The organism is Flavobacterium sp. DSR2-3-3 (assembly GCF_049896585.1).
GTDB lineage: Bacteria > Bacteroidota > Bacteroidia > Flavobacteriales > Flavobacteriaceae > Flavobacterium.
This window is the reverse complement of sequence record NZ_JAFCUP010000002.1, coordinates 333210-358970: the sequence shown is the minus strand read 5'-3', so window position 1 is coordinate 358970 and position 25761 is coordinate 333210. Positions and strand designations below refer to the sequence as shown.

Below are 25761 nucleotides of genomic sequence, written 5' to 3'. Positions count from 1 at the left end.
AATTAATCCATAAAGATGCAGTCAATTCAAGCCAACAGTTATCCGATACATTTCAACGAAAAAGCATATGAAGCATTAAACCTTCATTTAAAAGAAAATAAATATTCCAACTTATTTATAATTGTAGACAGCAATACCAATGAGTTTTGCTTGCCTAATTTTCTTCCTTATCTGGAAACTGATCTTACTATTGAAATTATAGAATTTGATTCCGGTGAAGAAAATAAAAATATTGAGACTTGTGTCCAAATCTGGAATGTATTAACGGAACTTGGTGCCGACAGAAAAAGTCTTTTAATTAATCTCGGTGGCGGCGTTGTTACTGATTTAGGTGGATTTGTTGCTTCAACATTCAAACGTGGAGTTGATTTTATTCACGTTCCTACTACGCTATTAGCGATGGTTGATGCTTCTGTAGGAGGTAAAAACGGCGTAGATTTAGGGAACTTGAAAAACCAAATCGGTGTTATCAATGTACCAAAAATGGTGCTTATAGACACTCAATATCTCGAAACAGTGACACAAAATGAAATGCGTTCCGGTCTTGCCGAAATGCTGAAACATGGTTTAATATATGATAAGGAATACTGGGAACAATTTCTTGATTTAAAAGCCATCGATTTTGCTGATTTTGACACATTAATTTACCGTTCGGTTGAGATAAAAAATGAAATTGTCCTTCAAGATCCTACCGAAAAAAATATCCGAAAAGCATTGAATTTTGGTCACACATTGGGTCACGCCATTGAAAGTTATTTTCTGGAAAATGAAAATAAAACTACTTTGCTGCACGGAGAAGCCATTGCCGTTGGGATGATATTAGAAAGTTTCATTTCATTGGATAAAAAACTAATCAATAAAGAAGAATATTCCGAGATAAAATCCTGTATCAAGTCTATATATGACGACATCATTTTTGAAGAAAAGGATATCGAACCTATCATGCAACTACTGATTCACGACAAGAAAAATGAGTACGGCAACATTCAGTTTGTATTAATCGAAGGTATCGGGAAAATAAAAATTAATCAATCAGTTGAAAATGAATTAATTCTTAGAGCGTTTCTGGATTATAAATCTTAATTAATTTTTATAAAAAGGATTGCATTGCGTATATAATATTTTTTACATTTGCACCGATGAAAAAAAGTCAAAACAAGCCAAATTATAGTTCCAGTAAAACTCGAAACAATATGTCTTTTTTAAGAATATTGAAGCGGTTTTATTCTATTAAAGGAAACTTTAGTTTTGATGTTTTCCAATACTTAAAAGCAGATCACGAGAAGCTTCAAATCGTTTATGCAAATATCCGGGTTTGAATTATAGGTTACTTTATTTTACAATATTCTAATCTATAATCACGACATCTAATGAATACAAAATATTCTGATTTAATCAATCAAACCTACTATTTTCCCCAAGAAGAATTTACATTAAACAAAGATAATCTTCAGTTTCACAATATCGATTTGATGAAATTGGTAGAGCAATATGGTACGCCTTTAAAATTTACTTATTTACCTCAAATTTCCAACAACATCAACAAAGCCAAAAGCTGGTTTCGTAAGTCGATGGAAAAAAACAAATATGAGGCAAAATATTACTATTGTTATTGCACAAAAAGTTCTCATTTTGAATATATTATGAACGAAGCGTTCAAAAATAATATTCATATTGAAACGTCATCTGCATTTGATATTAATATTGTTGAAAACCTTTTAGCTAACGGTAAAATTAATAAAAGTACGTACGTGATTTGCAATGGTTTTAAAAGAGACCAATACATTGAAAATATTGCCAGACTTATTAACAATGGTCATAAAAACACCATTCCAATTATTGATAATTTTGAAGAACTTGACTTGCTTCAAGGACAAATAAAAAACAAATTCAAAATTGGAATTCGTATTGCTGCAGAAGAAGAGCCTAAATTTGAATTTTATACCTCAAGATTAGGAATTGGATACAAAAATATTGTTCCGTTTTACAAAAAAGAAATCAAGGAAAATAAGAAATTGGAACTTAAAATGTTGCACTTTTTTATTAACACAGGAATTAATGACAACGCCTATTACTGGAATGAATTAGTAAAATGTATTAAGGTTTACGTAGCTTTAAAGAAAGAGTGTCCTTCGCTTGACGGATTAAATATTGGCGGTGGTTTTCCTATAAAAAACTCATTGGCATTTGAATACGATTATCAATACATGATTGACGAAATCATCAATCAGATCAAAATAGCTTGTGACGAAGCCGAAGTCGATGTTCCGAATATTTTTACTGAATTTGGGTCTTTTACTGTTGGAGAAAGTGGTGGAGCGATTTATCAGATTTTGTATCAAAAACAACAAAATGACAGAGAGAAATGGAATATGATTGATTCTTCTTTTATCACTACTTTACCGGATACATGGGCAATCAACAAACGTTTTATCATGCTGGCCATAAATCGCTGGAATGACATGTACGAGCGGGTTTTGTTGGGAGGAATGACGTGTGACAGCGATGATTATTACAACTCAGAGCAAAACATGAATGCTATTTATTTGCCAAAATACAATAAAGAAAAACCATTATATATCGGATTTTTTAACACGGGAGCTTATCAGGAAACTATTGGCGGATATGGTGGTTTGCACCATTGCTTAATTCCGCAACCTAAACATATATTGATAGACAGAGACGAAAACGGTATATTAGCCACTGAGGTTTTTTCAGAACAACAAACCTCTGAGGAAGTTTTAAAAATATTAGGTTACGACAAAAAATAAATTAACAATTATTCAATTATTCAATATAAAAATTCGTTAAATTTGAAATTATAATTTTAACGTATTGATTTTTAAGCATTTAAATTTTAAAAAATGAGCAAGGGACCAATCAGTCAGTTTATAGAAAAGCATTATTTGCATTTCAATTCTGCATCTTTAGTTGACGCAGCTAAGGCATACGAAGAACAATTAGCCAATGGTGCAAAAATGATGGTAAGCATGGCTGGCGCTATGAGTACTGCCGAGATTGGAAAAATATTTTCTGAGATTATTCGTCAGGATAAAGTACATATTATTTCGTGTACTGGAGCTAATCTTGAAGAAGACATCATGAATTTAGTTGCTCATTCTCATTATGAAAGAGTTCCAAATTATCGTGATTTGACTCCACAAGATGAATGGGATTTACTTGAAAGAGGTCTAAACCGTGTAACAGATACTTGTATTCCGGAACATGAAGCTTTCCGTCGTCTACAAAAACATATTTACAAAATCTGGAAAGATGCGGATGATAAAGGCGAAAGATATTTTCCACATGAGTTTATGTATAAAATGTTACTTTCAGGTGTTCTTGAAGAATATTATGAAATTGACTTAAAAGACAGTTGGATGTATGCAGCTGCTGAGAAAAATTTACCTATAATTGTACCGGGATGGGAAGACAGCACCATGGGAAATATATTTGCATCGTATGTAATTAAAGGAGATTTAAAAGCTTCTACAATGAAATCCGGTATCGAATATATGGTTTTCTTATCTGATTGGTATCCGAAAAATAGTACAAATGGTGTAGGTTTCTTCCAAATTGGTGGAGGTATTGCTGGAGATTTTCCAATATGCGTGGTGCCAATGTTATACCAAGATATGGAAATGCATGACATTCCGTTTTGGAGTTATTTCTGTCAGATTTCAGATTCCACAACTAGTTATGGATCGTATTCTGGAGCGGTGCCAAATGAAAAAATCACGTGGGGTAAATTAGACATTAAAACACCAAAATTTATTATTGAGTCCGATGCTACCATTGTAGCACCTTTAATTTTCGCTTATTTATTAGATTTATAGAATATTTTATGAAAAGAGTAATTGTAGATTACGCCAAACTTACCAACGAAATTTTAAACTTATTGGTAGATAGATTTCCAGATGGATATGATGATTCAAACATTATTAGTTTTAGAAATGCTAAAAATGAATTGATTGAAGCAGTCGAAGTACGAACTGACGATACTATTTATTTAGTAAAAGTGAGCACTAAACTTGCTGATAGAATTGAAAACTTTGAGGAAGATGATGAAATTATAATCGACGAAGTAGTTGAACCAATCAAAGGTTTGGATTTAGACGATGATATTGATGACGACGATGAAGATGACGCTATCGACAAACCGGATTCAGATTCAGGAGATGACGAGGATGACGACGATGCTGATGAAAAAGATTTCTCAGATGAAGACGACGATGAAGATGAGGATTAATTAATCCCATTTTAAATATATTTCTAAAAAGGAACTCATTCACGAGTTCCTTTTTTTTATAATTTCAGACTTCTAAATACACGCCAAAATGACTCATGAAATTTTACTCGCCAAACTCAAAGAAAACTTTGGTTTTGAAAAATTCAGACCTAATCAGGAACAAATAATAAATTGTATTCTTTCTGGACAAGATACAGTAGCAATAATGCCTACAGGTGGAGGGAAATCAATTTGCTTTCAATTACCCGCATTGGTTTTTCCGGGAATTACAATCGTAATTTCTCCGCTTATTGCTTTGATGAAAGATCAAGTCGATGGTTTGAAAGCTAATGGAATTGCAGCCTGTTTTATCAACAGCAGCCAAACCGAAGATGAACGACAATTTTATATTGAAAGTTTAAAATCCAACACAATTAAATTGGTTTACATTGCTCCGGAAAGTTTGTCTTTTCTAGATAATATTTTCAATAGTTTAACAATAAGTCTTATTGCCATTGATGAAGCGCATTGCATTTCATCTTGGGGTCATGATTTCCGACCAGCGTACACTAATCTAGGATATCTAAAAAACCGCTTCCCCTCTACTCCAATATTAGCTTTAACTGCAACTGCTGATAAAGCTACACGTAAGGATATTAGCGAACAATTAAATCTAAAAAATCCGAAACTATTTGTGGCTTCTTTTGATAGAAAAAATCTAAGTTTAGAAGTTCGACCCGCTTTGGACAGAGTCAAACAAATTATAGATTTTATCCAAGAAAAACCAAATGAATCCGGAATCGTATACTGCTTAAGTAGAAAAACAACCGAAGAACTTGCCGAAAAATTACAAAAAACAGGCATTAGCGCCAAAGCATATCATGCCGGTTTAGACAATAAAATTCGCTCCACAACACAAGACGAGTTTATTAATGATGATTGCAAAGTGGTTTGCGCAACCATTGCTTTTGGAATGGGAATTGACAAATCAAACGTACGCTGGGTGATTCACTACAATTTACCAAAAAACATCGAAGGTTATTATCAGGAAATTGGTCGTGCCGGTCGCGATGGTTTGCCATCAGAAACGGTATTATTCGAAAGTTATGGCGATGTAATTCAATTGCAAAAATTTGCTTCACAAGGTTTAAACGCTGAATTACAATTAGCTAAACTGGAACGTATGAAACAATATGCCGATGCATTAAGTTGTCGCAGAAAAATATTGCTTTCTTATTTTGGAGAACTTGTTACAGAGAACTGTGGGAATTGTGATATTTGTAAAAATCCACCGCTGTTTTTCGATGGAACGGTAATTGCACAAAAAGCATTATCGGCAATTATTCGATTACAGGAAACTGAACCACTGCCTGTAATAATTGACTTTTTGCGAGGTTCCAAAAATGCTTACATCTATGAAAAAGAATATCAAAACTTAAAAACGTATGGCGTTGGCGCTGATCTTTCGTGGTATGACTGGAATCAATATTTGATACAATTGATAAATCTAGGGTATTGTGAAATCGCTTTTCACAAACAAAACAAAATCAGATTAACAACTCTTGCAAAAAAGGTATTGTTTGAAGATGAAAAAGTACAATTGACCGCAGTTCAGAAAATCAATAGTGAGAAACAAGAAACCAAAGAAACGAAAAGTAAATCAGCAGCAAGTTCGCTTTTTGAAACCTTAAGAAAATTACGTTACGAAATTTCCAAAGAGGAATCAGTTCCTGCCTATGTAATTTTTAGTGATGCGGCTTTGCGCCAAATGGAAACCGAAAGACCCACGAGCGACCATGAATTGCTAGCAATTGATGGCGTTGGAAAAGCAAAACTGGAAAAATATGGCGATGCTTTTATCAAAGCAATAAATGATTTTCAAAAATCTAAAGTTGTCAGAAAAAAGAGAGAAGCCACAACTTACAGAGAAACATTGGAACTTTATAAAAACGGATTGTCTGTCGAGGAAATTGCTCAGAAGAGAAAATTAGGCCCTAGTACAATTATGTCACATTTAGCGAAACTGTATGTTGATGGAGTTGCTATTGATTTAAATTCTTTTATTTCAAAAGAAGAAGTTTCTCAAATTGCAGAAGCGCAAATTAAATTAGAATCACCAAATACTTTAAAACCTTATTTTGATTATTTTGAAGAAAAAATAGATTACGGTAAAATTCGGTTAGCATTGGCGATATTAGAAAAAGAAAATGCTGTAGTTTAAAAAACTTCATATGATACAATCCTTTCCTCCTTTTGTAAATTCCAAAACCGAGATTTTGATTTTAGGAACAATGCCTGGCATCGCATCACTCGAAAAACAGGAATATTATGCGCACAAAAGAAATCACTTCTGGAAAATAATGTACACGCTCTTGAATAATTTAGCAATAGCTGAAGTTTTCGAAGAAAAAATACAATTGCTTCAAACAAATAACATTGGACTTTGGGATGTATTAGAAAATTGTGAAAGAAAAGGAAGTTTGGACATTCACATTAAAAATCATAAAGAAAATGATTTTGAAACATTTTTCAAAAAATTTCCCGGAATTACAACCATTGTTTTTAACGGAAAAGAAAGTCATAAATTCTTTCTAAAAAAATTTGGACAAATAAAAGGCATCACGTATTATGTGATGCCTTCCACTAGTCCTGCAAATACAATGACTTTTGAAAACAAACTAAAAATCTGGTCGGCCGGTTTTCAATAAATTATAAATACCTTTCTTCGAAAACTTTTTGATGGTGTTTCTGATGTCCCATCATAATAAAACCAATCGCACGAACTGATACAGCTGCATTCGAAGCGATTCCAATCCTCCTAAATTGTTCATCTGATAAACTTTTAAAAAGAAACAAATTCGAATGTCGCACGGCAGAAAATTCAGTTAGCAAATCTTGAATACTTCTATTGGCAGCTTCAGTATTCGCCACATAATAATTTTCATCAAAACCTGGTAAAGGTGTTACATCGTTTCTGGAAATTCTTAAAGCACGATACGCAAAAATGCGCTCGGTATCGATTACATGTTGAATAATCTCTTTGATATTCCACTTCCCTTCCGCATATCGGTAATCAAACTTATCCATTGGAATATTTTGAACAAAACGGATAAAATCATGCAATGAAATTTCTAATTCTTCCATCAAATTTACTTCTCCTAAAGCATTTATATAAGGAGCATAAAAAGATGCATATTCATTTACGGGTAATTGTGTTGACTTCATTTTTTATCTTTTAAGCGGAGTTTCTACTGGCATTTGTATTTCCAAAGAGGGAACGGGTAACAATTTTTTCGTACACTTTTATTAAAGCTTCATCTGGTTTATCCTCTTTATTTAATTCGTTTATACGAAGTAATGCATATTGTTGTATTGTCAACAATGGCAATACTATACGTTCTCTTATCTGTATCGATGCTTTACCATCAGGATAGTTTTCCATAAGCTCTTTATGACCTGCGATTTTCAAAAGCAATCGTTTTGTTTCTAAAAACTCGTCGTAAATAATTTGCCAAAAAGCACCAAATTGAGGGTCTTTTTTCATGTAAGCTGTTAATGGAAAAAATGATTTTGCTAATGACATCATACTGTTTTCTAACAAGGTTTTAAAGAACATAGAATTATCATATAAATTCTGAACTTTATCCCATTGATTTGTTTCTTCAAAATGCTTCAAGGCAGTACCTACTCCAAAAAATCCAGGGACATTTTGCTTCAATTGACTCCAGGAACCCACAAAAGGAATCGCACGTAAATCAGCAAAATCTAAATGTTCTGATTTGCTTCTTTTAGATGGTCGGCTTCCAATATTCGTCTTAGCATAATATTTCAACGTGCTCATTTGTTCCAAATAGGGAATAAATTTAGGATGATTTTTAAAACTTAAATACTTTTCATAACCAAAACCTGCCAATTGATCTAATATATTTTTTTCGTCCAAAGTCAATTCATTTTCCCCTTTATTGAAAACTTGATTTGTCACACCGGCACTTAACAAATTCTCTAAGTTGTATCGACATGAATCTAAGGTTCCAAAATTCGAGCTAATAGTCTGTCCTTGCACTGTAACCTGAATTTCATTGTTTTCAATATTTGGACCTAAAGAAGCATAGAATTTATGTGTTTTTCCACCTCCACGTGCGGGCGGGCCTCCACGACCATCAAAGAAAATTGCTTTTACGCCATATTTTCTGGAGATCGCAGTGAGTTCTTCTTTTGCCTTATAAATACTCCAATTCGCCATTAAATACCCTCCATCTTTTGTTCCGTCAGAGAAACCAAGCATTATCGTTTGCTTATTGTTTCTATTCGCCAAATGCGCTGAATAAGTGGGATTTGTATATAATTTCTCCATTATTTCATGCGCATTCTGCAAATCATCAATTGATTCGAAAAGCGGAATAATATCAACGGGAGGATTTTCCCAATTACTTAAACGGAATAATGCAAAAGTCTCCATTACATTAAGCGCGCTTTCATTGTTACTAATTATGTATCGGTTTGCACCAAATTCACCATTTTTTTCCTGAATTGTTTTTATCGCGTGAATCGATTCGATTGTGAAACGAGTTATTTCATTTGCAAATACAGCAGCATCAAGATTTCCGTTAGTATTTGATAATACTTTAAATTTATCTTCCTCTGATAATTCAAAATAGTTTTCAGGAAAAACAGAGGCATCCGTTTTTAAATAAAAATCCACTATATCTCTGAACACAGTATCATGAATCTTACTGTTCTGACGTATGTCCAAGGAAGCAAAATGAAATCCAAATAAATTTACTTTTATCAATAGTGCGTCCAATTCATCTAAATATAAAGATTGATGCTGGTCGATAACTATTTGTTTAATTTTATTTAATTGTGATTTGAACTCATCTAAAGTAATAAAAATTTCTCCTTTGGAATAAAATACAGACCTATAAAGTTTTTGTTCCAGTTCAGTAACTAAAGTATTTACTCCTGAGAAGGTTAGCTTTCTTTTTAAATTCCTGATTTCGATGTAATAACATTTCAAAATAGAAGTTCGCAAGCGTTCCGCTACTTTCAGCGTTATTTCGGTAGTCACAAATGGATTTCCATCACGATCACCTCCAGGCCAAAATCCAAGTTTAATCAATGGATTCTTTATGGAATTACCGTTGAAAATATTCTTTTGTAAATACTGCACCATCTCGCCGGAAGTTTGGTAAAATACATTTTCGAGATACCAAATCAAACTTACAGCTTCATCAAAAGGGTTTGGTTTTTCGTTTTGAATAAAAGGAGTTTTACCTAATTGAGCTAGCAATTGCTTGATATTAAGTAAGTCATTTTTTCGAATCGCTTCTGTCAAATCATTAATAATTCCAAGAACTGCACCGGGGTAAAATTGTGTAGGATGAGCGGTCAAAACAGTCCTTACATTGAAATCCTCCAAAAAATCAATCAACTCCTCTTCTTTGTCTTTTGCATCTGATTTTTCCTTGATATCTCTTAAGGAACCTCGTCCTTCCATATTATTAACAACTGGAAAAGCGGCATCTTCAATGGCATCAAACAATACAATCTGACGTTCGATGTATTGAATAAAACGAAACATGATATCAATTTTCTCTGTTTCTGAAGGATCATGCAAATACCTTTTGGCAAAAAAATTAACAATTTCTTTCGGAGTTTCTTGCTTTTTAAATCCCGTATCACAAATGTCTGTAAACAAAGGAAGTAAAGCTCCGGTGTTATCTATGGAATGAAACGGCAATGTGATAAAAACGCTATTGTAAATATGGTATTTAGAGAGAACGTCTTGATTGAAACGTTCAATTTTAGGTAGTGTGTACATAATTTAGTTGTAGTTGGTTTAGTTAATTTGTCACAAAAAAACCCCAAGAGTAAACTTGAGGTTATATTTATATATCGCATTCAAGATAATTACATATTTTTGAAAATAGTGTGCATCAAGCGCTTCTTGTCATTTATGCTTTCCTCAAGTGAGATCATCGTTTCGGTTCTGTAAACGCCTTCAATATCATCAATCATAAAGATAACATCTTTTGCATGTTTAGTATCTTTAGCTCTAATTTTACAAAAAATATTAAATTTCCCTGTAGTCACTGAAGCTACCGTTACAAATGGAATTTCGTTGATACGTTCTAAAACAAATTTTGTTTGAGAAGTGTTGTTAAGAAAAACACCGACATAAGCGATAAATGAGTATCCCAATTTATCATAATCAAGAACTAATGAAGATCCCATAATAATTCCGGCATCTTCCATTTTTTTTACTCTTACATGCACAGTTCCTGCTGAAATCAATAATTTTTTTGCAATATCCGTAAATGGAACTCTTGTATTGTCTATCAACATATCTAAAATCTGGTGATCTACTTCATCTAAACGAAATTTACTCATAATTCTTAAATTAACATTATTAATTACTATAACAAAGTATAAAATTATACATAAAAACAACAAAAAGACGTAAATATTATATTTTTATCATTCCGTTAACAAATTTTATGTCATTATCTAAATAAAAATCAGCTTTTTGGTTTAATTTAGGAATCGACTCAAAACTATCTTTGTATAACGCACCTTCAGCGTCATATTCAAAATGACCAAAATAATTTTCTAAATCGCCTATTTGTGAAACATATGCATTAAAACAAATCTGATTTTCAATCAACTCTTCTTTGTACTGTGCTGCAAAATTGGTGATTATTTCGATACCATCATAATTTATTTTGATGTTTTTATACATAAAATCATAAAAAACGACTTTATTTTGAGGAATATTCAAATATTTGTTAATTCCGTTGCTAACTATAACGTTTTCGCTAAGTGTAGTGAAACTCGAAATTAACGCCATAAAAACATATATACGGGTTTTCTCTCTTTCATAATCGTTCGGAAAATGACCTGCTTCGAACAATAACGTCGGAACTCCCAAATATTGAAATTTATCTCCAATGCAGTTGATATTAAAAGAATCATCAAAACGTCCAATTTGATTTGGTAAATACTCCTGAAGTACCTCGTTTATACTCGCAATCAAATTGATGGCTTTTAATCGGGAGTCGTTTATCTCTCGTTCTTCGTTGTAAGAAGGAGCTAAAAATGACAATGTAGCCGGTTTCCCGGTATCGCTTACTCCAAAAATCGTACGCTGATCATGAAGATTAAAGCAATATTCTGGTTTAAATGATTCAAAAACCGCTCTTAATAGCTTACTTTCTGGCTGTGTGAGCTCATTCGAATCGCGATTTAAATCCACTTTGTTGGCATTTTCTCTAGTATATAATTTGGCACCATCAGGATTCAACATTGGAATAGTGTAAAAAGTAAATGACTTTAATAATCGTTGTGCCAATTCAGAACCACTCTCCAACACATTCAAAAAGTCAAATAAAGCTTTTGTTGTAGTACTTTCATTTCCGTGCATTTGTGACCACAGTAAAATTCTAATTTTACCATCTCCTATTTGGTACGAATAAATAGATTTTCCTAGAACTGATTTCCCAATAATTTTAAGTTGATTGTTGCTGTTTAATTTTTGAAGTAGTGGCTCAATCGATTTTAAAGTAATATAACGACCGTGGATAGTTTCTTCACTATGTTGACTGAATAATTGCTCTAAATTCATGATGTTTTATTTGATTTACAAAAGTAAACATCTTTATATTTACATTTGTAAACTAGTAAAATGCAAAATATTTCAAGGATGTAAACACTTATCCGCAGTAAGTCGTATTGACTTAGCATCCTATAATTAACAAATGTTATTAATTTATAATATATTATTTAAATATCTATTTATCATTGTTTTAAATATTCTCACCTTTTTAAATACTTTAATAAAATACATCAATTAAAATAAATTTACAGTTGTAATTTAGGTATTTCAAGCTATTATAATTACATTTGTAAATAGTTTATTTTTAATACTAATTTACAATGGTAAACATAGAAGATTTTATAAAAAGATTAGAAATTATACTGGATTACTACAGCTTGAATGCTTCTTCTTTTGCGGACAGAATTGGAGTGCAGCGCTCCAGTTTGTCTCACCTGTTGTCAGGAAGAAACAAACCCAGTTTGGACTTTATCCTTAAAATATTAGATGTTTTTCCTGATGTAGATTTGTATTGGATTTTGAATGGAAAAGGAACTTTTCCAAAAAATTTAAAGCAGTTAAATGCAAAAGAAAAAAGTGTTGAGTACATTGGAAAACAAAATATTCCTATTCCACCGAATACTGAAATAATTCCTGAGAATTTATTTTCGGAAATAAAAAGCCCAAATCCGATTCCAGCATTCGAAACAAAAAAAACAGAAAATCAAAATAGCGCAAAAGAATCATATTCTGGTGCCATCGATAAAATCGTAATTTTTTACAAAAATGGAACTTTTAAAAGTTATGTTCCCGATTAAAAAAAATAACTCCAATTCAGATTTCTAAATTGGGGTTATTTACTATTTTAAATTTAAAGACGATTCTATTTCCTAAGAACAAAAACTAAAGTTAAACCTGCTTCGGCTCTTACATTCATTGGAGCAAAATCAGTTGAAGCCGTTGGATAACTGTAAGCGTATCCAACTTTATTTCTTTTTTTTTTAATAATGTAACATTTATTCAAATGAATATCCGTTTTCCCGGATTTTGCCTTTTACACCTTCGTAATGTTTCTTCAAAATAACCATATCACTTTCGATATCACCTAGGGGTAAAACTGGATTTCCTAAATTCACTTCTTTTCTTCCAAAATCAAATGTGATCGGAATTATAGGAACATTTGCTTTCAAAGCGATATAATAAAATCCTGTTTTAAGTTTGGTAACTTTTTTACGAGTTCCTTCAGGAGCAACAGCCAAACGAAAAATTTCTTTTTTTTGAAAAATAGCCGCAATAGAATCGACTTTGTTTAAACCTCCTGAACGATCCAGTGGTTCTCCGCCCATATATCTAAAATAAAATCCGAAAGGAAAACGAAACAATTCCTTTTTACCCACCCAGTTCATTTCTAACTCGGTTATTCCTCTGATAAAAATTCCCAAATAAAAATCGTGCGCACTCGTATGCGGCATAACCATAATCACACATTTTTTAATATTTGCATCAATACCACCAACTATTTTCCAACCCATGAGCCTGAAAAATATCCATTTGTAAAATTGTTTCTTCATTCTTTCTTATTTCGGACAAAATAAATTATTTAAATCTTATTTTTGGGTAAAACCAGCTCTAATGATTAAAAAAATATTCAGTTATCTCATTCCAATTAAAATTTATGAAACGAAATCTGTCTTAAGTAAATCGATTGAAGTGACTTGGACTAATGGAGAACTAGTTTTGGATTCTGAAAATGCCAATTATTCTTACGGCAGTTTACAACGTATTTTGCGGTTAGGATTAAAAAACATTGGTTATGAAAAAATAGTTTCAATGAATCATATTTTAGTTTTGGGAGTTGCCGGCGGAAGCGTTATCAAAACATTGGTTGATGAAATAAAATACAAAGGAAAAATTACCGGAGTTGAAATTGACCCCGAAATAATTAAAATAGCCAACACCTATTTTAAATTAGATGAAGTGAAAAATCTTGAAATTGTAATTGATGATGCTTTCGAATTTGTTTTGAAAACTAAAACCAAATACGATTTAATTATTATTGATATTTTCCAAGATACCACAATGCCCAATTTTTTATTTGAAACTTTTTTCACCAAAAGAGTTTGCTCGCTATTAAAAAATTATGGTTTTATCCTTTTCAATACAATGTTACTGAATGAAAGTCAAAATCTAAGGAATAAAAAATACGTCTCCGACTTTTTTATAAGTCAATTTCAAATAAAAACCATACCTAGAGTTGAAATTCATAATGAATTGATTGTAATCGAAAAATTAAATTAAATAATGAACCATGAAATGTTCTTTCTGAAAATTTGCAATCCAATAGTCTTGAAGAAACACAATAATTTTGTACTCTTACATAGCGTTATTTAATACTCTGATGGAATGAAAAAAATTGTAAAAAAATTGCTTCTAGGGAAAACTTCACAGGGTTTTCAACCAAAATTTAATCCGGTTCAAAAACGAATACAAAATATTCAATCCATTTGGAATAATGAACATCAGGAAGACAATGGAATTGAAAAAATAGTGCGTTTGATCCTTGCTTGCTCCCAATTGCTTTTTCCCGGAATTTACATTAAATATTGGGCCAGTAAAAAAGGAGTCGAATATCAGGTTTTAGCTTTGGATTTCTATGTTTTACTCAAAGTGGTTTTTCCGATAGTGATTTTAGTAAATCATTGGCAAAGCCATATATGGCTCATTTGGATTCTTGTTTATGTATTTTTGGAAACTGTTTTTTACATTCCTACATTAATTTTTGCTTCTGATTTATTTTCAAAACCACGTTCGTACAAGAGATCAATGTTGTTGCTTTTCTTTAATTATTTAGAGATTGCATTTGCTTATGCCGTTTTTTATTCAATTGAAAGCTACATGAACAAACCGTTTTTTCATTGGTTTGATGCAGTTTACTTTAGTATCGTAACATCCTCATCTATTGGTTATGGTGATTTTTATCCTATCACCACAATTGGGAAATTTCTAGTAACTACACAAGCCTTATTGTTTCTGTTTTTTATTGTACTTTTCTTGAATTTCTTTTCCACCAAAGTAAAAACGAAAGGCTATTTCGATCACGATAACCTGGAATAATTACAGCATTTTCCTGGCTTTTTCTAAATCTTCCGGAGTGTCAATTCCGATTCCAATATGAGTTGTTTCCACCATTTTTATTCGTTTTCCAAATTCTAGGTAACGCAATTGTTCCAGTTTTTCGGATGCTTCCAAAGATTGCATAGGCAAACTGTAAAAATCTAATAAGGCTTGTTTTCTAAAAGCATAAATCCCGATATGTTGCATGTATCGTAAGCCCACATTTTTCTCTCTTGGATACGGAATTACCGAACGCGAAAAGTACAAAGCGAATCCATTTTGATCCACAACCACTTTTACATTATTGGGATTGTTGATGTCGTCTTCATTTGTAATTTCACGCATCAAGGAAGCCAAATCTACTTTTTTGTCCAAATCATTTCTAAAAACTTCAATGACTTTTGCCAAAGGTTCCGAATCAATAAACGGTTCATCTCCTTGCACATTAATTACAATATCCACGTCCATATTTTCGACAGCTTCTGCAATCCGATCACTTCCTGATTCGTGTTCTTTGATACTTTTGATGGCTTTTCCGTTGTGAGAAACGATTTCGTTATAAATTAAATCCGAATCCGTTACCACAAAAACATCGTCAAATAATTGCGTGTTTACGGCGGCTTCATAAGTTCTTAAAATAACCGTTTTACCTCCCAAATCCTGCATCAGTTTGGCGGGAAATCGTGTCGAAGCGTAACGGGCGGGAATAACTGCTATTATTTTCATTTTTATACGGAATTGCTAAAGCGCTAAGGTAATATGATTTTTTTATTTTACTAATAAATGCGTTCGGTCTTCATCCATTTATTCTGTTACGAATTCATTTTTTATTTTTATTCTTAAAAAAAATCCGAAAAAACTATTTATGATCATAAAACTGCAACTATTTTAAATATCGCTAAAAATCATAAAATAAAAAATAATTAACAAAGTACAAGCTTTCAGAAATAGTTCTATTTATCAATAATCAATGCTACCTCGCCTAAAAACGATACGAATTGATGAATTTAAAATAACCTTCAAGTAAATCAAACACTGCGAACTATTTATCAATTCATATTCGTTGCTATCTGCACCAATCGAAAAATAGAGAATCGAAAAATGTAGCTGTCTTAATAGTCTAGCCAAAATTTAATCGTAAAAAAAATATCCTCTTTTAATTAAATAAACCACTTCGGACTGTAGATCCATAAATTTGGTTAGTAGTCGTAAAGTCTGAACGGTTGTTAGTATTCAATTATAAAGTTGTCATTATAATTCTCATGCGGGTTTCTGTGATGTTCCAAATATTGATTTACCATTACATCTGTAAAATTACTCGTACTCCAACATCCAAAACATACAGACTAAAAATGACTACCCCAATATCTTTTTTTTAGATGTAGGAATTCAATTTGTAGTTTTCATTAAGAACGCCCTTTCAATAATTTAACCAAAGTGCTTACATCTTGGGAAAGTCGATATTCAATAAGCATTTGGACATGATCTTTTGACACTACTTCTTTTAATAGCTGAACGCCTTCCCCTTCACATATTTGTATCAAAATAGTTCAATCGCATTTTAATATCCCCTTGCAAAACTCCATACTTACACTTTATGGACCAAACGATATGAACGGTTAAACTTGATACTTTATGTTTATTTGTTCTTTGAAAATCCATATTTCAGATGTACATTTTTAGAAGTTAATAGCGAAAAGCACGAAAGTGCATAGTTTTAATTTTTTTAGGACCAATAAATCTAAAGTAGTTACTGTTTCAAACACAATTGACGATCTTGATATTGCCCGAGTTTGTAAAGATCTAAATGTGGTTTCCTTACTGCAAAAACCCATTACAAAGGAATTCCTCGATCGAATTATACCCTAAAAAAATTTATTTTTGAAACGTCGTGAAACCACTAAATGAAATAAAAAACTGCTAAAATATGTTCTTTTTCAAAAGATTAAATTATTAAAAATCAAATTTTATTATAGTTAAATTAAACTTTTTTACTATTTTTTTTACCTAAAAAAACAAAAGTCAGATACAATTGGAATTTAAATTATTTTTTATCAGAATGCTTGTTCTTGATTCACTTTTCACCTCTGACTTTCTAGTTCTTCATTGTTATTTTTTGTTTTAAAGATAAAAATGAACCATTACATTTATCCGATAACCGGAAGTCCATTTACGCTGGAATCGAGTGATCAATGAGGTTATTTTTCCAAATAAGGTGTAAAATATAATTCCTTATTAATAACTTAAGAACGGCAATAAATCAAGTTGTAGCTTAATTTTAGACTCAATTATTCCCGTAAAATTAAGAAAAGTGTATCTTTGTGAATTACTGTTTTACGCAAATTCATTGCCACTTCTTTTTTCTGATATTAAACCTTGATTATAAATATAGTAACGAAATGTAAGCAGAAAAATAATTATATTGAATTTACTAAATTATCGTTGCGAGTATTACGGCACATGAAATTTTTATAAACTTGATTGATTAGAGTTGGTAATTTAAGCGCGATATGCACTTATATAAAAAAATATTCTATGCATTTAAAGAGGTTAGAGATCAAGAAAAATATTCAAAAAACGGATGATAAAAATTTGTCATTCCGAGTTTTTGACCTCGGGACGGCAAGTCTACAAGATTATTTGAAACCACATAAAAAAGATCATTTTTGTATTATACTAGTAGAGTCTGGAACTAGTAAAGTACATATTGAAGACAAAATATATTTATTAAATTCAGGAAAAATAGCCGTTATATTTCCGGATCAAATTCACTTTTTGTCTAATCTGAGTACTGATTTGACAGGTAAAATTATATTATTTGAAGAAGTATTGTTTTGTTCGGATATATTAAAAAATGAGCTCAGTGCTTATAATGTTAACCTATCGGCACATCTAAATTGTACGGCACTATCTAGCCTTGAATTTGAACAAGTGCTTCCAATTATAAAAAACATACAGGATATTTACAACGCCCCCAGCCTTGTCAAAAAAGAACAGGCGCGTTTTTATATCAAAATTTTCCTTTTAGGACTTATAGAATCCATTCATGGTCAGCATCCTGTTCTACATCATGATGCGCAAGGACCAAACCAACAAACATATATTGACTTTAAAAAACTTTTGAACCATCACTATAAAAGCGAGCGTACCGTACAATACTACGCCTCAAAACTGGCTATCAGTACTAAAAAGCTCAATGCTTTAAATAAAAATTATTCTGGCGAAACGGCTATAAATGCTATCCACAACCGAATCCTGATAGAAATTAAAAGACAATTATTATTTACGGATCTCTCACACAAAGAAATCGCCTTTGACCTTGGATTCAGTTCCCCGTCTGCACTTAATAAATTTGTAAAAGCAAAACTAAAGGAAACCCCAACGGACCTACAAAACGGGTTGGCGCAAATTTATACCGCATAGTCTTGTTTATATAACACCCTACCCTCCCTGTTGCTATATCTTTGCATCAGTAATTAAGACTATTAAAAAAGACTTACTGCTGTTGCTAAAAGCGATTCTAGTTTATCTATTTAGTTTAATGCTGTTTAGGAGGAAAATAAAGGTGTCCTGTACTTTCAATTACGCTATACCCAAAAGAAAACACTCGAGAACAGCATGCTAGAATTACTCACTCGTATTGCTATGAATTGGAATATTTAAAGGAACGCATGACTTTACTTAAATAAAACAAAATGAACACGGATACTTTTACAAACAATAATCTACTTGCTATTTTAGAGGAAAATAGACAACTGGCAAATCAGATAAATCCTCAACAAATAAAGGTTTTGGTTCACGAAATTAAAGCAGCCAAACGAATTTTTGTTATGGCAGCTGGCCGGAGCGGACTTGCATTAAAAATGGCAGCCATGCGGTTCATGCATGTAGGATATACCGTATTCATTGTAGGAGAAACCAATACACCTGCTATTTTAAAAGGAGATTTACTTCTTCTGGCATCGGGTTCGGGAACTACTGCTTCCGTACTATCATCAGCTGAGAAAGCGAAGAGTCAACAAGCTACTGTTATCGCTATTACTGCCGATGCCAAAAGCAAATTAGCCGTATTGGCAGACGCTATTATATTAGTAAATGCTGCAACAAAAACAGACTTCGGTGTTTCCGTTTCTAAACAATATGCGGGCAGCCTTTTTGAACAGTTTACATTATTAGTGTTAGAAAGTGTTTTCATGACCTTATGGCAAGAATCTGGTTTAACGAAAGAAGAACTATGGCCCAAACACGCCAACCTGGAATAACGATTTTTATATTATTTATTATTAATTTTTTTTATACATTTAGACATGACAAAATTACAAGTCGCAATTGATTTACTTACTACAGAAGCAGCATTAGAATTGGCACACAAAGTAGCACCTTACGTGGACATTATAGAATTAGGCACACCGCTAATTAAATCAGAAGGCCTTAAAGTTGTAACGGCAATGAAAGCCGCTTTCCCTGACAAATTGATTTTTGCAGACATGAAAATTGCTGATACTGGTTTCTTAGAAGCAGAGATCGCATTTTTAGCAGGAGCAGATTTAGTAACAGTTATGGGTGCTGTAGATAATGCTACTATACAAGGAGCGGTTGAAGCTGCAAAAAAACACGGTAAAAAGGTAGTAGTTGATACTATTGGAGTTAAAAACAGAGTAGAAAGAGCTCAAGAGGTAACCGCATTTGGAGTTGCTTTTGTAGAGTTACATGCTGGTCTTGACGAACAAACATTAGCTGGATACTCTGTACAAACACTAATCAGTGAAGGAAGACTAGCAAAAGTTCCCTTTTCTGTTGCAGGTGGAGTTAACATCGATACAATCAAAGATGTTGTAGCTGCTGGTGCTGATGTAGCTGTTGCAGGGGGTGCCATTTATGGTGCTGAAGACCCAGCTGCTGCTGCTAAAGCATTAAAAGATGCTATAAACAGTGTAACTGTAGCGTAATTAATGGATGAAGGCTGGGATTTATTTATAAATTCCAGCCTTTTTTTGCAATAATAAATTTAGATACTAATTATGAAAACATTCGATTTTGGTATAGTTGGCCTAGGGGTCATGGGTCGTAATCTGCTGTTAAATATGGCCGACCAAAAACATGCTGTGGCAGGCTTGGATTTGGATACGGAAAAAGTGTTGTCCTTAACACAGGAAGCTAATCCCCAACACCAAATTAAAGCCACGACAGAAGTAAAAGAGTTTTTAGAACTTCTTAAACAACCAAGAGCTATTATGATATTAGTACCTGCAGGAAAGCCTGTGGATACTGTCATTCAAAGCCTATTGCCCCACCTAGATAAAGGAGACATTATTATCGATGGTGGAAATACCTATTTTACTGATACCGACCGTAGATTTACAGAATTATCAGCCAAAGGAATTCACTTTTTTGGAATGGGTATCTCCGGTGGTGAAAAAGGAGCGCGATTTGGCCCGAGCCTTATGCCCGGCGGTAATAAAGACGCCTATGAAAGACTAAGACCTATTTTTGAATCGATAGCAGCTAAAGTGGATGGCGAACCTTGTGTCGAATATTTAGGCAACGGATCTGCGGGTAACTACGTAAAAATGGCTCATAACGGAATTGAATACGGTATTATGCAGCTTATTTCAGAGGTTTACGATCTTATGAAACGCGGCTACGGATTAGACGATTCTACAATTCAAAAAGTATTTGAAGACTGGAATAACACTGAACTTCAATCCTACTTAATTGAAATTACAGGACATATTTTAAAAAAAACAGATACTGACGGACAGAAGCTTATAAATGTGATATCCGATTGGGCAAAATCTAAAGGGACCGGAAAATGGACTTCCCAAAATGCCATGGACTTAGAAGTACCGCTTCCCACTATCGATGCTGCCGTTTCAATGCGAAATATGTCTAAAAATAAACCGGAAAGAATTGAAGCTTCCGCGAAATTAGTTTGGAATGCAGAACAAGGTAACACTGATCTGCCTTCGGCTGTAGAAGCACTAAAAGGAGCTCTACATTTTTCTATATTAATAACCTATGCACAAGGATTAGCATTATTAACAAAAGCTTCACAAGATTATAATTATGACCTGAACCTTGAAACCATTGCCAAGATTTGGCGTGGTGGATGTATTATTCGTTCTGTAGTGCTTGAAGATTTCCGCCAGGCTTACGCCAAAAATGGAGAACTAAAAAACATATTGCTCGATGATATTATTGCAAAGGCCGTAAATGAAAATCAGGCTAGTATTAGGTCTACGGTACAATTTGCAGTTCAAAAAGGGATACCTATTGCGGGCTTAATGAATTCTTTAGCTTATTTCGATGCTTACCGATCTGAAAAACTTCCTACTAGTCTTATACAGGCGCAGCGTGACTACTTCGGGGCACATACTTATGAGCGCATCGATACTAACGGTATATTTCACACAGAGTGGAATGACTAAATTTTAAATGGAACAAAATGAATAATGTCAATACTATAAAGCCCACCATCATTGTTGTTTTTGGGGCAACGGGCGACTTAGCAAAAAGAAAGCTTTTTCCAGCTTTTTATAATCTTTACCTTGATGGTCGCATGCCGGAAAAGTTTAAAATCTTAGCGTTAGGAAGAGCAGACAGAAGCGATACATTATATAGAGACCATGTAAGCGAGAACCTGACGGAGTTTTCCAGAAATAAAATAGCTTCAACAGAAGCCTATCAACAATTTGCTACTCATATCAATTATTTGCAAAATGATATAGATCAAGAGGAATCATATCAAGTACTAAAACAAAAGTTGGACGCTATAGATTTGTCTTTTGGCGAACGTGCCAACAGACTTTTTTACTTGTCAATAGCGCCATCTTTCATTGAAACAATCACAAACAATATAAAGAAAATGGATCTTGCTGCTAATCCTGCACAGGACCGTATTATTATTGAAAAACCTTTCGGATACAACAAAAGTTCTGCAGTACTGCTAAATGAGCTATTATCAAAAACTTTTAAAGAGGAACAGATATACCGAATAGACCATTATTTGGGTAAAGAAACGGTGCAAAATATCCTAGCTTTCCGCTTTGGAAATTCAATGTTTGAGCCGCTTTGGAACCGTAACTTTATTGATTCTGTCCAGATTACTGTTGCAGAAGAAGTTGGGGTTGAAGATCGTGGCGGGTTTTATGAAGATGCCGGCGCACTTCGGGATATGATACAAAATCACTTAATGCAAATTTTAACTATGGTAGCGATGGAAGCTCCAACATCATTGCAAGCAGATGAAATCAGAAACCGTAAAGCTGACGTTTTAAAAGCGATACGCCGTATAACTCCAGAAGAAGTAAAACATTATACGGTGAGGGGTCAATACGATAAGGCATCAATAAAAGGAAAATCAGTACCTGGATATTTGCAAGAAAAGGGAGTTGGGGCCAATTCTAACACAGAAACATTTGTAGCCATGAAATTTTATCTTGACAACTGGCGTTGGCAAGGTGTTCCCTTTTACGTTCGAACAGGCAAAAGAATGAAGGAAAAACAATCTTCGATCGTTATACAATTTAAGCCGGTACCCCATTCTACTTTTTCTTTTGGAAAAGAAGGTATGATGCCAAACCGTTTAATTATAAATATTCAACCTGCAATGGATATTAGGCTGCAGTTTATGACAAAAAAACCTGGCCTGTCACTTTCTCTAAAACCTGCGGAGATGGTTTTTGATTATTTTTCATGCTCTACACAATCACCTGAAGCATATGAAACATTAGTATTGGATGCTTTGCTGGGAGACCCTACTTTATTCATGCGTTCAGACCAGGTTGAAGAAGCATGGGATGTAGTAACAACCATTCAGGAAGCTTGGGAAAACGATAAGTTTTCAAGTTTGTATAAATATGAAGCCGGGGGCTGGGGTCCTGAAGAAGCAAATAAATTACTTGCCCGTCAGGGACATGAATGGGCATCAAACTCACTAAATGACGTAGAATTAGAAGAAAAAGAAGTAGCAGATGGTAAGTATTTTTAGTAGTAAAGAAGAAATAACGCCTTACGCAGCCAATATATTTGTAGCTGCGGCACAAAATGCAATACAGAAACGAGGCCGCTTTTTGGTAGCGCTTACCGGCGGTTCATCGCCTGTATCACTATACAAGCTTTTAGCAACATCCCATTACAAGACCAAAATAGATTGGGAAAATGTTTTTGTTTTTTGGGGTGACGAACGCTGGGTGGCACTTGATGATGAACGCAGCAACGCGAAAATGTCATCGGACTACCTGCTAAATCATGTTGGCATACCAAAAAGCAACCTATTTCCAATGTATAAGGAAGGTTTTGCACCGGAGGAATATGCTTTGGAATATGAAAAATTGATAAAGTGTTTTACAGGAGATCATGGACAATTTGATCTAATCTTATTAGGAATGGGCGATGATGGACATACCGCTTCACTATTTCCAAGTGAAGCCGTATTGCATGAAAATAATAAATGGGTATCGGCCTATTATCTCGAGTCGCAAAATATGTACCGAATAACCCTAACTGCGCCTTTCATTAACAAAGCGAAGGAAATTGTGGTAATAACTTTCGGAGAAAGTAAAGCACATGCGTTAAACGAAGTTTTATATGGCGATTATAATCCTGAAAAATATCCTACGCAACTGATTAAACCTTTAGACGGAAAATTGTTGTTCTTGACCGATCAGGCTGCGATAAATAGATAAAGATAATTTAGATATGCAAACAAATACTGCGCATTCAGCTAAACTATATATGTGTCATTAACTTAATTTTGTGAATTGAGTGTTAAAATATAAATTTTATAAAAGCAGCTGCAATTTTGCCTTACAGATGTATTGATAATTCTCTTGAGGATCTAACTCTATCTGTTTTTTGAATATTTGTTTTTTCAATCAACCAATTAAAAAGAGATTCTACACGCTGTCTGACATTATACACTGCTGTCGAACACAAGTCGTTTGGAGCTTGATCTCTATTTCTAATTTCTTGACATTCTCCTTTAACTGCTTTAACAGGAGTCATCATTACAAAGTTTTTTTCTTACTCAAAATGAGAGAAAAACGCTTTGTTTTGATAGATTTTATCACCAAAAAAGAATTTATTTCCTTAAGTCAACCATATTTCTATTATCACAGTTAAATCATTGAAAGATCCGAGGCTAATTTGTTTCTCCTCGGGAATAGAAATATTGTATCATTCGACAAAATTCTCATCCTTAAAACCGATCAAATATAATTTATTTTTGGCTCGGGTCATTGCGGTATACAACCAGCGAATGTAATCTCTATTGATTCCGTCCGGCAAATAAGGTTGTTCAATAAAAACTGTATTCCATTGTCCGCCTTGTGATTTATGACACGTAATTGCATACGAGAATTTCACTTGCAGGCCATTGAAATATTCGTTGGCTTTTACTTTTTGGAATTGATTGAATTTAGTTTCGCCTTCATAATCTTTCAACACCTCCTGATACAATCTGTTTGATTCTTCATAGGTCAACGACGGCGATTCGCTTTTTATGGTATCCAATAGTAATACCGTTTCAAACGGAATCTGATTGGGGTAATCAATCATTCGGATTTTTACTTTGGCAAACTTAAAGCCATACAATTCTTTGATATTGAAAATTTCTAATATTTCTATAATATCACCATTGGCAATAAATCCGGCTTCATCAGAATCTTTCAACCAGAAATAATTGTTCTTTACCACCATCAGGAAATCGCCTGTGGAAAGTTCGCTTTCTTTATCGAGGATTTTGGTTCTGATTTGCTCATTATATTGATTCGCTCTTTTATTGGAACGAACAATAAAAGCAGTATCTTCTATACTATAATTGCTGTAGGCGGAATTGATGGCATCCTGAATATCATACCCATCGGTCAACCGCACAATATCTTTAAATTTTTTGACATCAAATTTGAATTCATCGATAAAGGAATCTTTCAATAATTCCCGAAGTTCGGTTGCGTTATGCAAAATTCCGGAATTTTCTTCCTGACGCATCACTTCATCTAGCTCGATATGTTCTACTTCCTTATCATAATTCATTCCCAAAGTGCGAATGTCCAAAGCGGGACTAATATCTAAATTTACCGGTGGCAACTGAGCGGTATCTCCCAGTAAAATCATTTTGCAATTCGTTCCCGAATATACATAAGAAATCAAATCATCGAGCAACGAACCATTCTCATACAGCTTAGAATCCGAATTAGTGTCCGAAATCATAGAGGCTTCATCAACGATAAATATTGTATTCTTATGTTTGTTTTGCTGCAATGTAAACGAAACGCCACCACCAGAAGACTTCTTGGGAAAGTAGATTTTTCTATGAATTGTAAAAGCAGGTTTGTTCGAATAATTAGCAATCACTTTTGCCGCACGACCTGTGGGCGCTAATAAAACATATTTTTTATTGATGTCCAATAAACTATTTACAATTGTAGAAATAACCGTTGTTTTTCCCGTTCCCGCATATCCTTTTAAAACAAAAATTGTTCTATTGTCGGTTTCGGTTAAAAAAATTGCTATTTTTTGAAAAAAAATATCCTGTTTATACGTGGGTTGAAAAGGGAACTTTTTTTGTAAAAGACTATAAAACAGGGAGGAATTCATTTCGTGTTATTTAACTGCAAAGTAAAGAATGTTTTTTCAATTTTAATGTCAATAGCAATTTCAATTTTTAATTACTGCCATTGTATTTTGCTATTGTCATTCCCATTATCATTGCTATTATCATTGCTATTGTTATTGTCATCGCAATTGAATTTTGCCATTGAATTTTGCCATTGCAATTGTTATTGATTTTTAAATACGTAAGTTTGCGTTGTTGAAAAAAGCAATA

General features: G+C 33.3%; 23 protein-coding genes and 1 pseudogene. 15 read left to right on the top strand and 9 right to left on the bottom strand.

Going from position 1 to position 25761, the window contains the following annotated elements; all coding sequences use genetic code 11:
• The first annotated feature begins 15 nt into the window (after positions 1-15).
• From aroB to ACP7AQ_RS04280, 6 genes are all read left to right on the top strand, one after another.
• Positions 16-1083: a 3-dehydroquinate synthase gene (gene aroB / locus ACP7AQ_RS04305; protein ID WP_426094521.1), complete on the top strand. Its 1068-nt coding sequence runs from the start codon at positions 16-18 to the stop codon at positions 1081-1083.
• A gap of 287 nt (positions 1084-1370) precedes the next feature.
• Positions 1371-2771, top strand: a complete 1401-nt coding sequence (locus ACP7AQ_RS04300; RefSeq protein ID WP_426063823.1) for an arginine decarboxylase — start codon at positions 1371-1373, stop codon at positions 2769-2771.
• Between the two features lie 93 nt (positions 2772-2864).
• On the top strand, positions 2865-3836 hold the full coding sequence (locus tag ACP7AQ_RS04295) for a deoxyhypusine synthase family protein (RefSeq protein ID WP_073353127.1): 972 nt from the start codon (positions 2865-2867) through the stop codon (positions 3834-3836).
• An 8-nt stretch (positions 3837-3844) separates the two neighbouring features.
• Positions 3845-4249 carry a DNA primase gene (locus tag ACP7AQ_RS04290; RefSeq protein WP_426094520.1) on the top strand — a complete coding sequence of 135 codons (405 nt, stop codon included), beginning with the start codon at positions 3845-3847 and terminating at the stop codon, positions 4247-4249.
• An 88-nt stretch (positions 4250-4337) separates the two neighbouring features.
• Complete coding sequence (gene recQ, locus ACP7AQ_RS04285) at positions 4338-6449, top strand: DNA helicase RecQ (protein ID WP_426094519.1); 2112 nt, start codon at positions 4338-4340, stop codon at positions 6447-6449.
• A 10-nt stretch (positions 6450-6459) separates the two neighbouring features.
• Positions 6460-6936 carry a DNA-deoxyinosine glycosylase gene (locus ACP7AQ_RS04280; protein WP_426094518.1) on the top strand — a complete coding sequence of 159 codons (477 nt, stop codon included), beginning with the start codon at positions 6460-6462 and terminating at the stop codon, positions 6934-6936.
• Between the two features lies 1 nt (position 6937).
• On the opposite strand, the gene ACP7AQ_RS04275 is transcribed toward ACP7AQ_RS04280, so the two are convergent.
• The 4 genes from ACP7AQ_RS04275 to ACP7AQ_RS04260 form a co-directional block, all read right to left on the bottom strand.
• A complete protein-coding gene (locus ACP7AQ_RS04275; RefSeq protein ID WP_426063827.1) occupies positions 6938-7453 on the bottom strand; it encodes a DinB family protein in 516 nt (171 codons plus the stop codon).
• 10 nt (positions 7454-7463) lie between these two features.
• Complete coding sequence (locus tag ACP7AQ_RS04270) at positions 7464-10049, bottom strand: phosphoenolpyruvate carboxylase (RefSeq protein WP_426094517.1); 2586 nt, start codon at positions 10047-10049, stop codon at positions 7464-7466.
• Positions 10050-10138: 89 nt separating this feature from the next.
• Positions 10139-10618, bottom strand: a complete 480-nt coding sequence (locus ACP7AQ_RS04265) for an Lrp/AsnC family transcriptional regulator (protein WP_114755272.1) — start codon at positions 10616-10618, stop codon at positions 10139-10141.
• Between the two features lie 76 nt (positions 10619-10694).
• Positions 10695-11849, bottom strand: coding sequence for a M14 family metallopeptidase (locus tag ACP7AQ_RS04260; RefSeq protein WP_426094516.1), 1155 nt, complete (start codon positions 11847-11849; stop codon positions 10695-10697).
• A 311-nt stretch (positions 11850-12160) separates the two neighbouring features.
• Between ACP7AQ_RS04260 and ACP7AQ_RS04255 the strand changes: the two genes are divergently transcribed.
• Positions 12161-12637 carry a helix-turn-helix domain-containing protein gene (locus ACP7AQ_RS04255; RefSeq protein WP_426094515.1) on the top strand — a complete coding sequence of 159 codons (477 nt, stop codon included), beginning with the start codon at positions 12161-12163 and terminating at the stop codon, positions 12635-12637.
• Between the two features lie 198 nt (positions 12638-12835).
• Here ACP7AQ_RS04255 and ACP7AQ_RS04250 read toward each other — a convergent pair whose 3' ends face one another.
• Entirely contained in the window at positions 12836-13390 is a 555-nt protein-coding gene (locus tag ACP7AQ_RS04250; RefSeq protein WP_426092339.1) for a 1-acyl-sn-glycerol-3-phosphate acyltransferase, read from the bottom strand.
• A gap of 61 nt (positions 13391-13451) precedes the next feature.
• On the opposite strand from ACP7AQ_RS04250, the gene ACP7AQ_RS04245 reads away from it, so the two are divergent.
• A complete protein-coding gene (locus ACP7AQ_RS04245; RefSeq protein ID WP_426094514.1) occupies positions 13452-14117 on the top strand; it encodes a spermidine synthase in 666 nt (221 codons plus the stop codon).
• Positions 14118-14222: 105 nt separating this feature from the next.
• The gene (locus tag ACP7AQ_RS04240) at positions 14223-14933 is read left to right on the top strand and encodes a potassium channel family protein (RefSeq protein ID WP_426063069.1); all 711 of its coding nucleotides are present in this window, start codon (positions 14223-14225) and stop codon (positions 14931-14933) included.
• On the opposite strand, the gene kdsB is transcribed toward ACP7AQ_RS04240, so the two are convergent.
• Together kdsB and tnpA are read right to left on the bottom strand one after the other, a co-directional pair.
• Positions 14934-15659, bottom strand: a complete 726-nt coding sequence (gene kdsB, locus ACP7AQ_RS04235) for a 3-deoxy-manno-octulosonate cytidylyltransferase (protein ID WP_426094513.1) — start codon at positions 15657-15659, stop codon at positions 14934-14936.
• A 500-nt stretch (positions 15660-16159) separates the two neighbouring features.
• Positions 16160-16595: pseudogene (tnpA, locus tag ACP7AQ_RS04230) on the bottom strand (IS200/IS605 family transposase).
• Positions 16596-17468: 873 nt separating this feature from the next.
• On the opposite strand from tnpA, the gene ACP7AQ_RS04225 reads away from it, so the two are divergent.
• The 6 genes from ACP7AQ_RS04225 to pgl all read left to right on the top strand — a co-directional run bounded on the left by ACP7AQ_RS04225 (position 17469) and on the right by pgl (position 23620).
• Positions 17469-18356: an AraC family transcriptional regulator gene (locus ACP7AQ_RS04225; protein WP_426092336.1), complete on the top strand. Its 888-nt coding sequence runs from the start codon at positions 17469-17471 to the stop codon at positions 18354-18356.
• 272 nt (positions 18357-18628) lie between these two features.
• Positions 18629-19195, top strand: coding sequence for a 6-phospho-3-hexuloisomerase (gene hxlB, locus ACP7AQ_RS04220; RefSeq protein WP_426063072.1), 567 nt, complete (start codon positions 18629-18631; stop codon positions 19193-19195).
• Positions 19196-19240: 45 nt separating this feature from the next.
• Positions 19241-19882, top strand: coding sequence for a 3-hexulose-6-phosphate synthase (hxlA, locus tag ACP7AQ_RS04215; RefSeq protein WP_426063073.1), 642 nt, complete (start codon positions 19241-19243; stop codon positions 19880-19882).
• A 72-nt stretch (positions 19883-19954) separates the two neighbouring features.
• Positions 19955-21361, top strand: coding sequence for an NADP-dependent phosphogluconate dehydrogenase (gndA, locus tag ACP7AQ_RS04210; RefSeq protein WP_426094512.1), 1407 nt, complete (start codon positions 19955-19957; stop codon positions 21359-21361).
• 17 nt (positions 21362-21378) lie between these two features.
• Positions 21379-22923, top strand: a complete 1545-nt coding sequence (gene zwf, locus ACP7AQ_RS04205; RefSeq protein ID WP_426094511.1) for a glucose-6-phosphate dehydrogenase — start codon at positions 21379-21381, stop codon at positions 22921-22923.
• Positions 22907-23620 (top strand): 6-phosphogluconolactonase, encoded by a 714-nt coding sequence (gene pgl / locus ACP7AQ_RS04200; protein WP_426094510.1) that lies wholly within the window; start codon positions 22907-22909, stop codon positions 23618-23620. The genes zwf and pgl overlap by 17 nt, the downstream gene beginning before the upstream one ends.
• Before the next feature lie 121 nt (positions 23621-23741).
• Here the strand turns inward: pgl and ACP7AQ_RS04195 are convergent, their stop codons facing one another.
• Together ACP7AQ_RS04195 and ACP7AQ_RS04190 are read right to left on the bottom strand one after the other, a co-directional pair.
• Entirely contained in the window at positions 23742-23942 is a 201-nt protein-coding gene (locus tag ACP7AQ_RS04195; protein ID WP_426094509.1) for a hypothetical protein, read from the bottom strand.
• Positions 23943-24110: 168 nt separating this feature from the next.
• On the bottom strand, positions 24111-25532 hold the full coding sequence (locus ACP7AQ_RS04190; RefSeq protein ID WP_426094508.1) for an ATP-dependent DNA helicase: 1422 nt from the start codon (positions 25530-25532) through the stop codon (positions 24111-24113).
• Positions 25533-25761: the final 229 nt, after the last annotated feature.

Bases quoted from the DNA above. Each gene is read 5' to 3' on its own strand.
- aroB (WP_426094521.1), top strand. From the start codon at position 16: ATGCAGTCAATTCAAGCCAACAGTTATCCGATACATTTCAACGAAAAA.
- ACP7AQ_RS04300 (WP_426063823.1), top strand. From the start codon at position 1,371: ATGAATACAAAATATTCTGATTTAATCAATCAAACCTACTATTTTCCC.
- ACP7AQ_RS04295 (WP_073353127.1), top strand. From the start codon at position 2,865: ATGAGCAAGGGACCAATCAGTCAGTTTATAGAAAAGCATTATTTGCAT.
- ACP7AQ_RS04290 (WP_426094520.1), top strand. From the start codon at position 3,845: ATGAAAAGAGTAATTGTAGATTACGCCAAACTTACCAACGAAATTTTA.
- recQ (WP_426094519.1), top strand. From the start codon at position 4,338: ATGACTCATGAAATTTTACTCGCCAAACTCAAAGAAAACTTTGGTTTT.
- ACP7AQ_RS04280 (WP_426094518.1), top strand. From the start codon at position 6,460: ATGATACAATCCTTTCCTCCTTTTGTAAATTCCAAAACCGAGATTTTG.
- ACP7AQ_RS04275 (WP_426063827.1), bottom strand. From the start codon at position 7,453: ATGAAGTCAACACAATTACCCGTAAATGAATATGCATCTTTTTATGCT.
- ACP7AQ_RS04270 (WP_426094517.1), bottom strand. From the start codon at position 10,049: ATGTACACACTACCTAAAATTGAACGTTTCAATCAAGACGTTCTCTCT.
- ACP7AQ_RS04265 (WP_114755272.1), bottom strand. From the start codon at position 10,618: ATGAGTAAATTTCGTTTAGATGAAGTAGATCACCAGATTTTAGATATG.
- ACP7AQ_RS04260 (WP_426094516.1), bottom strand. From the start codon at position 11,849: ATGAATTTAGAGCAATTATTCAGTCAACATAGTGAAGAAACTATCCAC.
- ACP7AQ_RS04255 (WP_426094515.1), top strand. From the start codon at position 12,161: ATGGTAAACATAGAAGATTTTATAAAAAGATTAGAAATTATACTGGAT.
- ACP7AQ_RS04250 (WP_426092339.1), bottom strand. From the start codon at position 13,390: ATGAAGAAACAATTTTACAAATGGATATTTTTCAGGCTCATGGGTTGG.
- ACP7AQ_RS04245 (WP_426094514.1), top strand. From the start codon at position 13,452: ATGATTAAAAAAATATTCAGTTATCTCATTCCAATTAAAATTTATGAA.
- ACP7AQ_RS04240 (WP_426063069.1), top strand. From the start codon at position 14,223: ATGAAAAAAATTGTAAAAAAATTGCTTCTAGGGAAAACTTCACAGGGT.
- kdsB (WP_426094513.1), bottom strand. From the start codon at position 15,659: ATGAAAATAATAGCAGTTATTCCCGCCCGTTACGCTTCGACACGATTT.
- ACP7AQ_RS04225 (WP_426092336.1), top strand. From the start codon at position 17,469: ATGCATTTAAAGAGGTTAGAGATCAAGAAAAATATTCAAAAAACGGAT.
- hxlB (WP_426063072.1), top strand. From the start codon at position 18,629: ATGAACACGGATACTTTTACAAACAATAATCTACTTGCTATTTTAGAG.
- hxlA (WP_426063073.1), top strand. From the start codon at position 19,241: ATGACAAAATTACAAGTCGCAATTGATTTACTTACTACAGAAGCAGCA.
- gndA (WP_426094512.1), top strand. From the start codon at position 19,955: ATGAAAACATTCGATTTTGGTATAGTTGGCCTAGGGGTCATGGGTCGT.
- zwf (WP_426094511.1), top strand. From the start codon at position 21,379: ATGAATAATGTCAATACTATAAAGCCCACCATCATTGTTGTTTTTGGG.
- pgl (WP_426094510.1), top strand. From the start codon at position 22,907: ATGGTAAGTATTTTTAGTAGTAAAGAAGAAATAACGCCTTACGCAGCC.
- ACP7AQ_RS04195 (WP_426094509.1), bottom strand. From the start codon at position 23,942: ATGATGACTCCTGTTAAAGCAGTTAAAGGAGAATGTCAAGAAATTAGA.
- ACP7AQ_RS04190 (WP_426094508.1), bottom strand. From the start codon at position 25,532: ATGAATTCCTCCCTGTTTTATAGTCTTTTACAAAAAAAGTTCCCTTTT.